This is a genomic window from Acidimicrobiia bacterium, from assembly GCA_035651955.1.
Classification (GTDB): Bacteria; Actinomycetota; Acidimicrobiia; order IMCC26256; family JAMXLJ01; genus JAMXLJ01.
Map to the genome: position 1 here is coordinate 1 of DASRES010000001.1, position 12,231 is coordinate 12,231.

The window sequence follows — 12,231 nt, forward strand, 5'->3', positions numbered from 1 at the left end:
TCGGGCGCGACCACGTGCGCGAGGCGCGACTCGTCGACGTGTTCGTGCGCGCCGCGCTCGGCACCGGTGCGAGCGTCCGGGTCATCCCCGCGCACGGCGGCGCGACCGGCAACGTCGGCGCCGTGCTGCGCTGGAGCTAGAAGACGCCGCGGTACATGGAGCAGCCCCGGCACACTTCGGGTGGTGTGTCGGTGAGCAACGCCGCCCGGAACTCGCGGTAGGGCTCGGACCGCCACACGGCGCCGAACGCCCCGGGCCGGTCCACCCGCCCGAGCACGACTCGGTCCGCGCCCATCACCATGCAGCACGGCTGCACCCGCGCGTCGTGCGTCACGTACGCGGAGTCCCACGGCCACGTGCATCCGGGCGTCCCCGCAGCCCGTGACACGGGCCGTTCCTCGAGCTCCGGCAGGCGCAGGTCGACGCCCGTCTCGTGCGCGACGCGGCGCGCCTCGTCGAACACATCCCGCGCGCCGCGATCACCGGCCCACAGCGCCTGCGTGGACGTGAACGCGCGGATGTCGTCGAACCCGGTGTCGCACTGCGTGTCGGAGAAGTCGTGAGACAGGTTCTGGACCCGCAGCGTCGGGATGCCCCACGACGCCGTCAACCGGACGAGGTCGGGGAGCTCGGCGACGTTCGTGCGCATCGCGACGAACACGACCGACAGCGTGGGCCGGTCGCCACCGAGCCGCTCCTTCACGCGCGCGAGCCCGGCGGCGTGACGCGCGACGCGATCGAACTCGTCGCGACCCCGCACGTACGCGTACGTCTCGCGACGCGCGCCGTCGACCGACACATGCAGCCAGTCGATCCCCGCCTCGATGAGCTGCTGCGCCTTGCGCTCGGTGAGCAGCGTGCCGTTGCTGTTGAACCCGACGCGCACGCCGCGCGCCGACGCGTAGCGCACCATCGCGAGCAGGTCGGGGTTCAGGAGCGGCTCGCCGAGGCCCTGGAGCGTGAGCTTCTCGAGGTCGGGGAGGTCGTCGACGAGCACGCGGAACGTGTCGAACGACATGCTCCCTGCGACGCGGTTGACGGGCGGCCGGTAGCGCACGAGGCACATCCGGCATCGGAGGTTGCACGCCGCGGTCACCTCGAGCTGCAGCTCTCGCGGTGTCGACGGCGTGAGCGTGCCGACGTCGGTCTCGGGGGCGGTCGGCAATGGCGTCTCCTCCGTCGACGGACGGGTGCGACGGGATCGGTGCACCGCCTACCCGGAGGTCGGCACCTCGCAACCGTGCAGGAGCCGTGTCGCCGTGTGCATGCACGGATGTCGAGCGGGGTAGGCGGGCGCGATGCGAGTCGTGGTGACCGGGGCGACGGGCAACGTCGGGACGAGCGTCCTCACCGCGCTCGACCAGGCACCCGAGGGGTACGACATCTTCCAGAAGACGCTCGACGGCTGCATCAAGGTCGTGCTGCGCCCGTGACCGCGCACATCCCGGGCCTGCCGGCCGGGACGGGGCCCGTTCCGTCGGCGCGCGAGACCGAGGGTCCCGACGTGGAGCTGCGCGAGCGGTTCGAGCGCTCGGTCGACGAAGGGGCCCGTCGACTGGGTCGGTCGTGGCCGTCGTTGTTCGCGACCGGCGTCGTCGGTGGTCTCGACGTCGGCGCCGGCGTGCGCGCGCTGCTCGTCGTCGAGCACCAGACGCACGACGAGATGCTCGGCGCGGTCGCGTTCACGATCGGGTTCGTTGCGCTGACGCTTGCGCACAGCGAGCTCTTCACCGAGGACTTCATGATGCCGGTCGTCGCGGTCGTCGCGCGCCAGGCGCGCGTGCGCGAGGTGATCCGCCTGTGGAGCGGGACCGCCGCCACGAACCTGCTCGGCGGCTGGATAGCCACCGGGCTCACGATTGCCGCGCTCCCGCACCTGCGCGCGACGGCGATCGCCGCGGGCACCCACTACACCGCGATGGGCATCGGGTGGCGGTCGTTCGCGTCGGGGATCCTCGGCGGCGGCGCGATCACGCTCATGACGTGGATGGAGCGCGGCACGGAGTCGATGGTCGGCAAGCTCGCGGCCGCGGTGTCGATCGCCTTCATCCTCGCGGCGGGTCCGCTGAACCACGCGATCGTCGCGTCACTCCTCATGTTCGCGGCGATCCACGCGCACGCGCCGTTCGGTTACCTCGACTGGGCCGCGTCCGCGTCGTGGGCCGCGCTCGCGAACATCGTCGGTGGGGTGGGTCTCGTCACGGTGTTGCGCCTGATCCAGATCGGCCGCGACCCCGTCGCCGAGGAGCGTCGACGCGCACCGGGCCAGCCTCGGGAGCACCACGACGACGTTTAGTCGCGACGCCCCGCGGGCACCTGCTCCCCATGGACGTGCGGCCGGGGACCATCGCCGTCTACTCGGACGTCGGCTGCCCGTGGTCGCACGTCGCGGTCTTCCGGCTCCTCCGGGCACGCCACACCGCGGGCCTCGACGACGCGGTCACGCTCGACCACCGGCCGTTCCTGCTCGAGGAGGTCAACCGCCAGGCGACTCCGCGCCGTGTCCTCGAAGCCGAGATCCCCGTCCTCGCGAACCTCGAGCCCGACGCCGGTTGGCAGGTGTGGCCGCGTTCGCCGTACGAGTGGCCGGTGACGACGCTCCCGGCGATGGAAGCCGTGCAGGCCGCGAAGGCCCAGGGGCTGCGCGCGTCGGAGACGCTCGACCGCGCGCTGCGGGTCGCGTTCTTCCGCGACGGCCGGTGCATCAGCCTGCGTCACGTCGTCGTCGACGTCGCGCGCGAGGCCGACGGCGTCGACGGCGACGTCGTCGCACGAGCGCTCGACGACGGGTCGGCCCGAGCCGTCCTCATGCGCGAGTTCGCGAGCGCGCGCGAAGTCGCGAAGGGCAGTCCCCATGTGTTCCTCGCGGACGGGACGGACGCCGCGAACCCCGGCGTCGAGATGCACTGGGAGGGGCGCCACGGGCACGGCTTCCCGCGCGTCGACGCCGACGACCCGTCCGTCTACGACGCCCTCGTCAAGCGCGCGGCGGCGACCGAGCCCGGAGACCGGCCGTGAACCGCATCAAGCGCCTGCTCGGGCGCGCGGACGACTACCAGCAGGCGCACCTCGCGCTCGGGTTCCCGCTCGCCGTCGTGAAGAAGTTCGGCGACGACCAGGCCGGCAACCTCGCGGCGCTCATCGCGTACTACGGCTTCTTCTCGCTGTTCCCACTTCTGCTGGTGCTCGTCACCGTGCTCGGGTTCGTGCTCTCCGGCAACCCGCACCTCCAGCACGACATCCTCAACTCGACGTTCTCGCAGTTCCCGATCATCGGGGACCAGCTCCGGACCAACATCCACTCGCTCAACGGCAGCGGCATCGCGCTCGTCATCGGCATCATCGGGACGCTGTACGGGGGTCTCGGCATCTGCAACGCGGCGCAGAACGCGTTGAACCAGGTGTGGCAGGTGCCCATGACCGAGCGACCCGGGTTCCTGCCCCGCACGTTGCGCAGCCTGCTCCTGCTCGTCGTCGTCGGCGGCGGGATCCTCGTGACGACCGCCGTCAGCGGCTTCGGGTCCGGCAAGGGGACGATCGGCATCGGCCTGCGCATCGCCGCGATCGTGGTGTCGCTCGTCGCGAACTTCGGGTTGTTCGTGCTCGCGTTCCGGGTCCTCACGGTGCGCGACGTCGCGATCCGGGACCTCGTGCCGGGCGCCATCATCGCCGCGGTCGCGTGGCAGATCCTGCAGATGGTCGGCGGCTACTACGTCACCCACACGCTCAAGAACGCGAGCCAGGTGTACGGGTTCTTCGGCATCGTCATCGGTCTGCTCGCATGGATCTACCTCGAGGCGCAGATCGTCCTGTACGCGGCCGAGGTCAACGTCGTGCGCGCGCACAAGCTGTATCCGCGCGCGATGTTCCCGCCGCCCACGACCGAGGCCGACCGGCGGGCCTACGACGAGTACGCCCAGGTCCAGCAGCGCCGGCCGAGCGAGGACATCGACGTCACGTTCGACGAGCGGCGCGAGCAGCAGGAAGCGGCCGAACGTGACGGCGAGCCGTCGCCCGCGCGCGACGGGACTCCGCGCGACACGCGCCTGCCGTACGGCTCGCGCAGCCGACGGTGACGAAGGACGACGCGCGGCGTGCGGTGAGCGCGATCGCGTGGTCGCGCGTCGCATTCGGTGTCGCGGCGATGGCTGCCCCCGTGACCGCGGCGCGCCTCTGGACGGGCGAGGACGATCGCGGCCCGCTCACACGCGTCATGGTCCGATCGCTCGGCGCGCGCGACGTCGCGCTCGGGCTCGGCGCGGTCCTCGCGTTGCGTCACGACGCGCCCGTCCGCGGCTGGGTCGAGGGCGGCGGGCTGGCCGACGCCGCCGACACCGTCGGCACGCTCCTCGCGTTCCGCGCGCTGCCGAGAGCCCGGCGCTGGCTCGTCCTCGCGACGTCCGCGGCCGCGATGGCGTCGGCCCGGATCCTCTCGACGTCCGTCGACTGACGCGCGCAACTGACGCGCGCCCCGGCGCGCCGTATACAAGTCTCTGTCACGGTGTTACGGTCCCGCCCTGCAGCGACGTATGGACCTTGGGGGAGGGCCGATGCGCGTGACGCTGTCGGGAGCGGTGGTCGCGCTCGTCGCGCTGACGCTGGCCGCGTGCTCGAACGCGAGCACCGGGGGAGGCCGGTCGTCGAAGCAGACGTCGACGACGGCGACCGACGCGCCGGGCACGCCGAACGTCGCGTCGAACGGCAGGTTCCCGCCCGTCGACCAGCCGGGCGTCACGCCGACGGAGATCCGCGTCAGCGGCGTCGCCGCGGTCACCAACCCGCTCGGGGTCAAGTACGCGTCGGCGTTCGACGGCGTGCAGGCCTACTTCGACATGGTCAACAGCGAAGGCGGGATCTACGGCCGCAAGCTCGTGCTCGCGAACCGCCACGACGACCAACTGGTCGCGAACCGCCGCGAGGTCGAGGCGATCCTCGACCAGGACCATCCCTTCGCCGTCCTGCCGGTCGCGACGGTGCTGTTCACGGGGGCCGACCTGCTCGCGAAGGCCGGTGTGCCGACGTTCGGCTGGAACATCCAGGACGAGTGGGCCGGTCCCCCCAACTTCTTCGGCCACACGGGTGCGCTCTGCCTCAGCGTCGACTGCGCGAGCGCGGCGTGGCCGTCGATCGCGTACCGCTTCCACAAGACGCGCGTCGCCGTCCTCGCCTACAGCGTGGCGCAGTCCGCGAACTGCCTCGACATGGTCGAGACGAGCTTCAAGCGGTACAAGAGCCCGGCGAAGGTCGTCTTCGCCGACAAGAGCCTCTCGTTCGGCGTCACGGACCTCAGCACGGACGTGAAGAAGATGCGCGACGCGAAGGTCGACCTCGTCACGACGTGCATGGACGCGAACGGCATGCTGACGCTCGCCCGTGAGATGCGCCAGCAGGGCCTGAACGCGCAGATGTTCCTCGCGAACGCGTACGACCCCGAGTTCATGGCCCGCAACGCGGGGTTCTTCGAGGGCGCGATCGTCCTCGTCCAGGAGGCCCCGCTCGAGACCCGCCCGCAGTTCGCCGCGTTGAAGAGCTTCGTCAAGTGGATGGACGAGCGCGGCTACGCGAAGAACGAGAACTCGCTGATCGGCTGGGTCAACGCCGACGAGTTCGTGACCGGCCTGCGCGGCGCAGGACCGAGCTTCACCCGCCAGAAGGTCGTCGACGCGCTCAACCAGCTGACCAGCTACGACGCCGGTGGGCTGATCGGTCCGATCGACTGGACCCGTCAGCACACCGACAAGAACTACCCGCTCGGCTGCGGCGCGTTCCTGAAGGTGCACGACGGGAAGTTCGTGCCCGTCCTCGGCGACCCGGGCAAGCCGTTCGTCTGCACCCGCGGCGTCGTCACGGACGTCACGAGGACGAGCTCGTTCACGAGGCAGTAGCCGCGATGCGTCGCGGGGCGACATTGCGTGACCGCGAGCCACGGCGGGTACAACGCCCGTACCGCGGTCACGACACCGCGTGCCGCGTCGGCGGTCTGTCCATTTCGGCGACTTTCTGGTACTTTCCCCGGCTCGGGGCCTGGGGGCGGGCAGGATGGATCGGCACACACGTCGGGAGTTCTTGCGCCGCGGCGCCGTCGCCGGCGTCGTCGTCGCAGGCGTCCCGATCGTCCGGACGTTCGACGTCGCCGCGTTCGGACAGGCCGGCTCGACACCCGTCACCCCCGCGACGACCCCGACCAGCACGCCGACGTCCCCGGGCCCGCAGGTCCTGGCCGCTGAGCAGAGCCCGGCTGCGAAGCCCGCGGGCGGCTCGGGCGCCACCGTCGGTGGATCGAGCGGCACGTTCGACCCGGGCTCGCTGCCGTTCACCGGCGGGAACCCGGTCGCGCTCGGCACGGTCGGTGCCGCGACCGCCGGTGCCGGCGCCGCGCTCCTCCGATCGCGGCGGCGCGCGAGGGCGGCGGGCGTCGGCCACGACGCCGAGCCCGCGAAGCGCGCGCCGCTCGAGCGGCTCGACGACGTCCTCTGGGCGTACGAGACGCCCGTGCTCGGCGCCTTCGGATACGCGTTCACGGTACGGACCTCGGATGCGCGGCTCGGTCGTCACGTCGAGCAGCTGCTCGCCGCGTTCCGCTCGGCCTCGGGCGCGGCACCCTCGACCGGCGCCGAGCCGCACGTGCTGTCGTTGCGTGATCGCGGCGCCGCGATCCAGCCGCGGTTCGCGTCGTACGTCGACGATCGTCTCGTCGCCGCGGATGCCGACGCCTCGCTCGTCCTGGCCGCGCTGCTGTCCGCGATCGACCGCGGCGCGGTCGAGGCGGCCGCGTCGACCCATCTGCTCGTGCACGGCGCGGCCGCGGGAACCCACGCAGGCTGCGCGCTTCTCGTCGGGCCGTCCGGGGCCGGCAAGACGACGCTGGTCACCGCGCTCGTTCGCTCCGGGCTCGGCTACGTCGCGGACGAGATCGTCGCGTTCGCGCCGGGCTCCACCGCGGCGGCGTGCTACCAGAAGCCGATCTCCCTGGAAGGTCCGGCGCGGTTCCTCTCGGGTGACCTCCGCGACGTCGCCGTGCTGGCACCCGGCCGCGCGGCGGCGCGCTGGCACGTAGCGCCCGCGATGCTGCGCGGCGACCCGCTCGCCCGGTCGTCGCCCGTCCGTGCCGTGTTCTCGGTGCGGCACCGTGCCGGGAGCGCGACGACGATCGATCCCATGAGCGAGAGCGACGCGCTCACGCTGCTCGTCGCGAACTCCTTCAACGGCGACCGCCTCGACGACGTCGCGTTCGACACCGCGTCCACCATCGTGCGTGACGCACCGGCGTTCCGCCTGTCGTTCGGCGATCTCGACACCGCGTGCGCGCTCGTGCGCCACGCGCTCGGCGCGTGACGTTCGCGGCGCCGGCACCGGGCGTGCGCGCCGCGCGTTGCGCGGACGAGGTCGTCCTCCTCGACTCGACGAACGCGCGCCTCCACGTCCTCGACGCGACGGCCGCGCTCGTGTGGCACTGCCTGGACGGCGAGACGAGCATCGACGAGCTCGTCCACGACATCACGGCCGTCCTCGGCGGTGATCCTGCCGAGGTGCGCGTCTACGTGGACGCGCTCGTCGCACTCCTCGCGTCGCGCGAGCTCGTCGTCGTGGACGCCGCGCCGGTGTCAGCGCCGCTCGCGTCCGCGTAGCGCGCCCCAAGCCCGACGCCAGCGCTCACGGCGGGTCGTCCCGCGCGCGTCGAGGAACTCGCGTGTGGGCCACAGGAGTGCGCCCGTGTAGGTGACGCGGTCGAGGGGCCGGAGGGTGCGGATCGTCGCGAGCGCCATGGCCGGCCACCCCGCGCGGGGCCCCACCGAGACGGCGATCGCGCGGCCGCCGGCCCGGTCGACGACGTACGACCGCGACCAGTCGAGGAGGGGGCTGGCCCCTGTCGTGTCGTTCAGTCCGAGCACGCGCCACGTCAACCCAACGGCGCGGGCGACGACGGCCTCCGCGTTCCAGCCGCGTGCCCGTCCGAGGACGGCGTCGGGATCCGGCCGGGTCACGAGCGCGAGCTGCGCCAGGTCGCGCACCGACGACAGGCGCACGTGCGCGCTCGAGGCGACGTGGTAGCACGCGTGCAGCAGCCGATCCGCAGGCGCGAGGGCCTGGACGGCATGGTCGCGCAGCACGAACGGCTGCGATCCCGTGAACAGCTCGTCGGGCCGGCTGGTCGCGCCGAACGGGCCGTCGGCGAACGTCCGGTGGAGGTCGATCTCGATCGCGCGCGCGGTCTCGTTCGTGAGCAGGACACCCTTCGCGAAACGGGCGTCGAACCCCGGTCGCAGCGGCGGGAGCCGTCGCCCGTACCCCATGTCGCGCAGGGCGGCGACCGCGCGGTCGAGGTCGGCGCCGCGCACGAGCACGTCGACGTCGCCGTACGTGCGCCACGACGGATCGGGATAGTCGAGGTGCGCCAGTGCCGCGCCCTTCAGGACCCGGGTCTCGATGCCCGCCGTGTCGAGCAGCGTGGTGACGTCCACCACCGTCTGTTCGAGCACCGCGACGAATGCATGTGCCGCGCCGCGCAGCGCGTCGACGTCCTCCTGTTGCGCGTCGGTCAGCGGGAACGCCCCGTCGGCGGCCGCACGCGCGAGCAGCGCGACGACCCGACCGTCGCGCACGTGAGCGAGGACCTCGCCGAACGTCGCGTCGTCGACCGGGTCGCAGGGGAGCGCGGCGTCGACACCCGGCAGCCCGTACGCGGCGACGGCACGCACGACGTCCGGCGCCGCCCGCGCGTCCCGCTGGGTCCCCACCAGGCGGCACCGTACAGCGCAGCCCGCCGCCACAATTGTGGTTCGGCGCGCTCATGCAGCCGGATTCCACAATTGCGGGCTCACCCTGACCGCGACGAGCACGCGGTCGTGTCGGCGCCACCGCCGGCCGTCGCGCAGCATGCGGTGCCGGTGTTCGGGTCGACGGTGCGGAGCCGGTCCCTGTGCATCTCGAGGTCCGACCGGACCGTGTACACCTCCCACGGCTCTCCGTCGGGCCCGTCGACCCACACCTTGTCCTGCACGGCGTAGCAGCAGACGACCTCGTCCTCCGTCGCGGTGCTCAGGCCCTCGCGCGCGAGCCGGGTCCGCGTCGCGTACACGTCGTCGCTCGACGCGACCTCGACGCCGAGGTGGTTGACGGTGCCGCCGTCGTCACCCTCGATCAGCACGCGCTTGAGCGGCGGGTCGGCGACGGCGAAGTTCGCGTAGCCGGGGCGCACCTTCGTGGGTCGGGTCCCGAACAGCTTCGAGTAGAAGGCGATCGCCTCGTCGAGCAGCGAGACGTTGAGCGCGAGCTGCACACGGGCCACCGGAACCTCCACTGACATAGACGACTGTCGATATCATGGACCAGTATCGACACATGTCAATATGATTGTGGAGACGACCGACGACCAAGGAGGTGGTGATGGCGAGGCGATCGCAGGCGTGTTGTCCGTCCCTCGGCGACGTCGCGCTCACCGAGCGGGACGCGCGCGCACTGGCCAAGCGCTTCGCCGCGCTCGCCGATCCCGCCCGGCTGCGGCTCCTGTCGCTCATCGCGGCACACGACGACGGCGAGGTGTGCGCGTGCGAGCTCGTCGAACCCGTCGGCCGCTCCCAGCCGACGGTGAGTCACCACCTCAAGGTCCTGCGCGAAGCGGGCCTCGTCGAAGGGGAGCGGCGTGGCACGTGGGTCTGGTACCGCGCCGTTCCCGACGCACTCGCCGAACTGCGCGACGTCCTCGACACGTCGCGGAAGCGGCGACCTGCGCGCCGCGCGAACACTGCGTAGCGACGGGCGCCTCGTCTTCGAGCCGGAGCGGGTGACGGGAATCGAACCCGCATGACCAGCTTGGAAGGCTGGGGCTCTGCCATTGAGCTACACCCGCGGGAACGGTCACGCTACCGCGTGCCCGACGGCGGACCGGGGGAGCGGACAGGCATGACGGACACGACGGCGAACGCGGCGCAGGCGGAGTACTGGAACGCCGACGAGGCGCGCCACTGGGTCGTCGAACAGGACCGCTACGACCGGATGCTGGCTCCGTTCGGCGCGCGGCTCCTCGAGACGGCCGCGGTCGCCCCGGATGGCCGCGTGCTCGACGTCGGGTGCGGGACCGGCGCGACGACCTGCGACGCGGCGCGCACCGCGGCACGCGGTCACGCGCACGGCGTGGACATCTCGCGCTCGATGGTCGAGGCCGCACGCGAGCGCGCGAGACGAGAAGGGCTGACGAACGTCGACTTCGACGTCGCGGACGCGCAGACGCACGCCTTCGACCCGGACTTCGACGTCGCGATCAGCAGGTTCGGTGTCATGTTCTTCGACGACCCGATCGGCGCGTTCGCGAACCTCCGCGCCGCGCTGAAGCCCGGCGCCGGGCGGTTCGTGTTCGTCTGCTGGCAGCCTGTCCTCGAGAACGAGTGGATGGTCGTCCCGATCGCGGCCGTCGCACAGCACGTGCCGCTCCCGCAACCGCCCGCGCCCGGCACGCCCGGGCCGTTCTCGCTCGGTGAGCGCGACCGCATCATGACGGTGCTCGAGGGAGCCGGCTTCCGCGACGCCGCGATCGAGCCGATCGACCAGCCCGTTCTCCTCGCCGGTGGCGGGACGGTCGACGATGCCGTCACGTTCGTGCGCAGGACGGGCATGGCACGCCTCATGCTCAGCGACGCGCCGGACGACGTCGTCGCGCGCGCCCTCGACGCGATACGGGACGCGCTCGGACCATACGTGACCGCGGACGGCGTGCGGCTGGGCTCCGCGGCGTGGCTCGTTCGCGCGACCGCCTGACGGTCGCCGGTGCTCACTGCGCCCCGCGCGCGTAGCGAGTCGGGGAGGGCGGATTCGAACCGCCGACCGCCTGCCCCCAAAGCAGGTGCGCTACCGCTGCGCCACTCCCCGGTGCCCGGCCACGATACCGACGGCGTCGGGCAGCGGCTGCTCCGCGTCGTTGTCGGAACGTTGACGCGACCGCCGGACGGACGTGACAAGCCCTGGGAACGGTGCGATCCGAGAACGCGACCCACGACCGGGAGCCGACGATGGACGATCCGTACGACGTGGGACGGTGCGCTCGGTGCAATCGATGGCAACGGCGGCGGCACGCCTACGTCGAGGTGTTCGGGCCGGGAGACAAAGAGGAGTGGTGCGTGACGGGCGGCTGCTTCGCCACGTGGATGGACGGGATCGAGCTCGTCCTGCGCGCCCGTCACGATCCCCGCGATGCCGGCTGTACGTGCGCGACCTGCCGGGACCGTGCCCACGCGCATCCGGCGACCGCGGTCGTCGAGTGGGCCGCGGACCACGGTGTGATCGGCGCGCTCGACGACGTCGCCGTCTCGGTGCCGCGGCGCCCCGCGCCGGCCTGACCGGCGACATCCGAAGCGTCGGGACTCAACCGGGCATCGTCTCGCCGCCGACCGGCGCGAGCACCTCACCCGTGTAGTAGCTCGACAGCTCGTTCGACGCGAAGAACACGAACGACGGCGCGATCTCGTCCGGCTGTGCCGCGCGCTGCATCGGCACCTGGTTGCCGAACTGCGACGTCTTGTCCGGCCCGAACGTGGACGGGATCAACGGCGTCCACACCGGACCCGGCGCGACGCAGTTCACGCGGATCCGCCGTTCCACGAGCGACTGCGCCATCGAGTACGTGAACGCCAGGATCGCGCCCTTGGTCGCGGCGTAGTCGATCAACGACTTGTTCCCGCGCAGCCCGTTGATCGAGCTCGTGTTCACGATGGAGCCGCCGTCGGGAAGGTGCGGGAGGGCGGCCTTCGTCACCCAGAAGTAGCTGTAGATGTTCGTCCGAAACGTGTGGTCCCACTGCTCCGTGGTCAGCTCGGTGAGGTCCTGGACGGGCGACTGGTACGCGACGTTGTTCACGACGACGTCGAGGCCGTCGAGCTCCGACACGGTCTGCTCGACCGCGCGCACGCACGCGTCTTCACGTGAGAGGTCACCGGGGACGAGCACCGCGCGACGACCCGCCTGCTCGACGAGCGTCGCAGTGTGCTTGGCGTCGTCGTGCTCCTCGAGGTACGCGATCGCGACGTCGGCGCCCTCCTTCGCGAACGCGACCGCGACGGCACGACCGATCCCGGAGTCCCCACCGGTCACGAGTGCACGCTTCCCGCGCAACAGGCCACGGCCTTCGTAGCCGGCCATCTCGTCCTGCGGGTGCGGCTGCATCGCTCCCGTGTCGCCCGGATAGTCCTGCTGTTGGGCGGGAAACTGCTGCTCGGCCATGCGCGATGCGCTACCCGC

The 12,231-nt window shown here is 71.9% G+C and carries 15 protein-coding genes and 2 tRNA genes; 11 read left to right on the forward strand and 6 right to left on the reverse strand.

Annotated features, from left to right (window positions below; all coding sequences use genetic code 11):
* Nucleotides 1-136: 136 nt before the first annotated feature.
* Nucleotides 137-1,165, reverse strand: a complete 1,029-nt coding sequence (locus VFC33_00005; GenBank protein ID HZR11608.1) for a radical SAM protein — start codon at nucleotides 1,163-1,165, stop codon at nucleotides 137-139.
* A 133-nt stretch (nucleotides 1,166-1,298) separates the two neighbouring features.
* On the opposite strand from VFC33_00005, the gene VFC33_00010 reads away from it, so the two are divergent.
* The 8 genes from VFC33_00010 (at nucleotide 1,299) to VFC33_00045 (ending at nucleotide 7,628) form a co-directional block, all read left to right on the forward strand.
* On the forward strand, nucleotides 1,299-1,433 hold the full coding sequence (locus VFC33_00010; GenBank protein ID HZR11609.1) for a hypothetical protein: 135 nt from the start codon (nucleotides 1,299-1,301) through the stop codon (nucleotides 1,431-1,433).
* Nucleotides 1,430-2,296, forward strand: a complete 867-nt coding sequence (locus tag VFC33_00015; GenBank protein ID HZR11610.1) for a formate/nitrite transporter family protein — start codon at nucleotides 1,430-1,432, stop codon at nucleotides 2,294-2,296. Before VFC33_00010 ends, VFC33_00015 begins: the two co-directional genes overlap by 4 nt.
* A gap of 29 nt (nucleotides 2,297-2,325) precedes the next feature.
* A complete protein-coding gene (locus VFC33_00020) occupies nucleotides 2,326-3,018 on the forward strand; it encodes a DsbA family protein (protein HZR11611.1) in 693 nt (230 codons plus the stop codon).
* Complete coding sequence (locus tag VFC33_00025) at nucleotides 3,015-4,076, forward strand: YihY/virulence factor BrkB family protein (GenBank protein HZR11612.1); 1,062 nt, start codon at nucleotides 3,015-3,017, stop codon at nucleotides 4,074-4,076. Before VFC33_00020 ends, VFC33_00025 begins: the two co-directional genes overlap by 4 nt.
* Nucleotides 4,073-4,450 carry a hypothetical protein gene (locus VFC33_00030; GenBank protein HZR11613.1) on the forward strand — a complete coding sequence of 126 codons (378 nt, stop codon included), beginning with the start codon at nucleotides 4,073-4,075 and terminating at the stop codon, nucleotides 4,448-4,450. Before VFC33_00025 ends, VFC33_00030 begins: the two co-directional genes overlap by 4 nt.
* Nucleotides 4,451-4,550: 100 nt before the next feature.
* Nucleotides 4,551-5,885 carry an ABC transporter substrate-binding protein gene (locus VFC33_00035; GenBank protein ID HZR11614.1) on the forward strand — a complete coding sequence of 445 codons (1,335 nt, stop codon included), beginning with the start codon at nucleotides 4,551-4,553 and terminating at the stop codon, nucleotides 5,883-5,885.
* 181 nt (nucleotides 5,886-6,066) lie between these two features.
* Nucleotides 6,067-7,335, forward strand: a complete 1,269-nt coding sequence (locus tag VFC33_00040) for a hypothetical protein (GenBank protein HZR11615.1) — start codon at nucleotides 6,067-6,069, stop codon at nucleotides 7,333-7,335.
* Nucleotides 7,332-7,628: a PqqD family protein gene (locus VFC33_00045; GenBank protein HZR11616.1), complete on the forward strand. Its 297-nt coding sequence runs from the start codon at nucleotides 7,332-7,334 to the stop codon at nucleotides 7,626-7,628. Before VFC33_00040 ends, VFC33_00045 begins: the two co-directional genes overlap by 4 nt.
* Here VFC33_00045 and VFC33_00050 read toward each other — a convergent pair.
* Together VFC33_00050 and VFC33_00055 are read right to left on the reverse strand one after the other, a co-directional pair.
* Nucleotides 7,605-8,738: a nucleotidyltransferase family protein gene (locus tag VFC33_00050; GenBank protein HZR11617.1), complete on the reverse strand. Its 1,134-nt coding sequence runs from the start codon at nucleotides 8,736-8,738 to the stop codon at nucleotides 7,605-7,607. The genes VFC33_00045 and VFC33_00050 overlap by 24 nt on opposite strands.
* Nucleotides 8,739-8,818: 80 nt before the next feature.
* Nucleotides 8,819-9,289: an ArsI/CadI family heavy metal resistance metalloenzyme gene (locus VFC33_00055; GenBank protein HZR11618.1), complete on the reverse strand. Its 471-nt coding sequence runs from the start codon at nucleotides 9,287-9,289 to the stop codon at nucleotides 8,819-8,821.
* 98 nt (nucleotides 9,290-9,387) lie between these two features.
* On the opposite strand from VFC33_00055, the gene VFC33_00060 reads away from it, so the two are divergent.
* Nucleotides 9,388-9,753, forward strand: coding sequence for a metalloregulator ArsR/SmtB family transcription factor (locus VFC33_00060; protein HZR11619.1), 366 nt, complete (start codon nucleotides 9,388-9,390; stop codon nucleotides 9,751-9,753).
* A 26-nt stretch (nucleotides 9,754-9,779) separates the two neighbouring features.
* Here VFC33_00060 and VFC33_00065 read toward each other — a convergent pair.
* Nucleotides 9,780-9,850, reverse strand: a tRNA-Gly gene (locus VFC33_00065).
* 53 nt (nucleotides 9,851-9,903) lie between these two features.
* Between VFC33_00065 and VFC33_00070 the strand changes: the two genes are divergently transcribed.
* A complete protein-coding gene (locus tag VFC33_00070; GenBank protein ID HZR11620.1) occupies nucleotides 9,904-10,755 on the forward strand; it encodes a class I SAM-dependent methyltransferase in 852 nt (283 codons plus the stop codon).
* A gap of 39 nt (nucleotides 10,756-10,794) precedes the next feature.
* Here the strand turns inward: VFC33_00070 and VFC33_00075 are convergent.
* Nucleotides 10,795-10,866, reverse strand: a tRNA-Pro gene (locus tag VFC33_00075).
* Nucleotides 10,867-11,114: 248 nt separating this feature from the next.
* Here VFC33_00075 and VFC33_00080 point away from each other — a divergent pair.
* A complete protein-coding gene (locus VFC33_00080) occupies nucleotides 11,115-11,333 on the forward strand; it encodes a hypothetical protein (protein HZR11621.1) in 219 nt (72 codons plus the stop codon).
* Nucleotides 11,334-11,358: 25 nt separating this feature from the next.
* Here VFC33_00080 and VFC33_00085 read toward each other — a convergent pair whose 3' ends face one another.
* Nucleotides 11,359-12,213, reverse strand: a complete 855-nt coding sequence (locus VFC33_00085) for an SDR family oxidoreductase (protein ID HZR11622.1) — start codon at nucleotides 12,211-12,213, stop codon at nucleotides 11,359-11,361.
* Nucleotides 12,214-12,231: the final 18 nt, after the last annotated feature.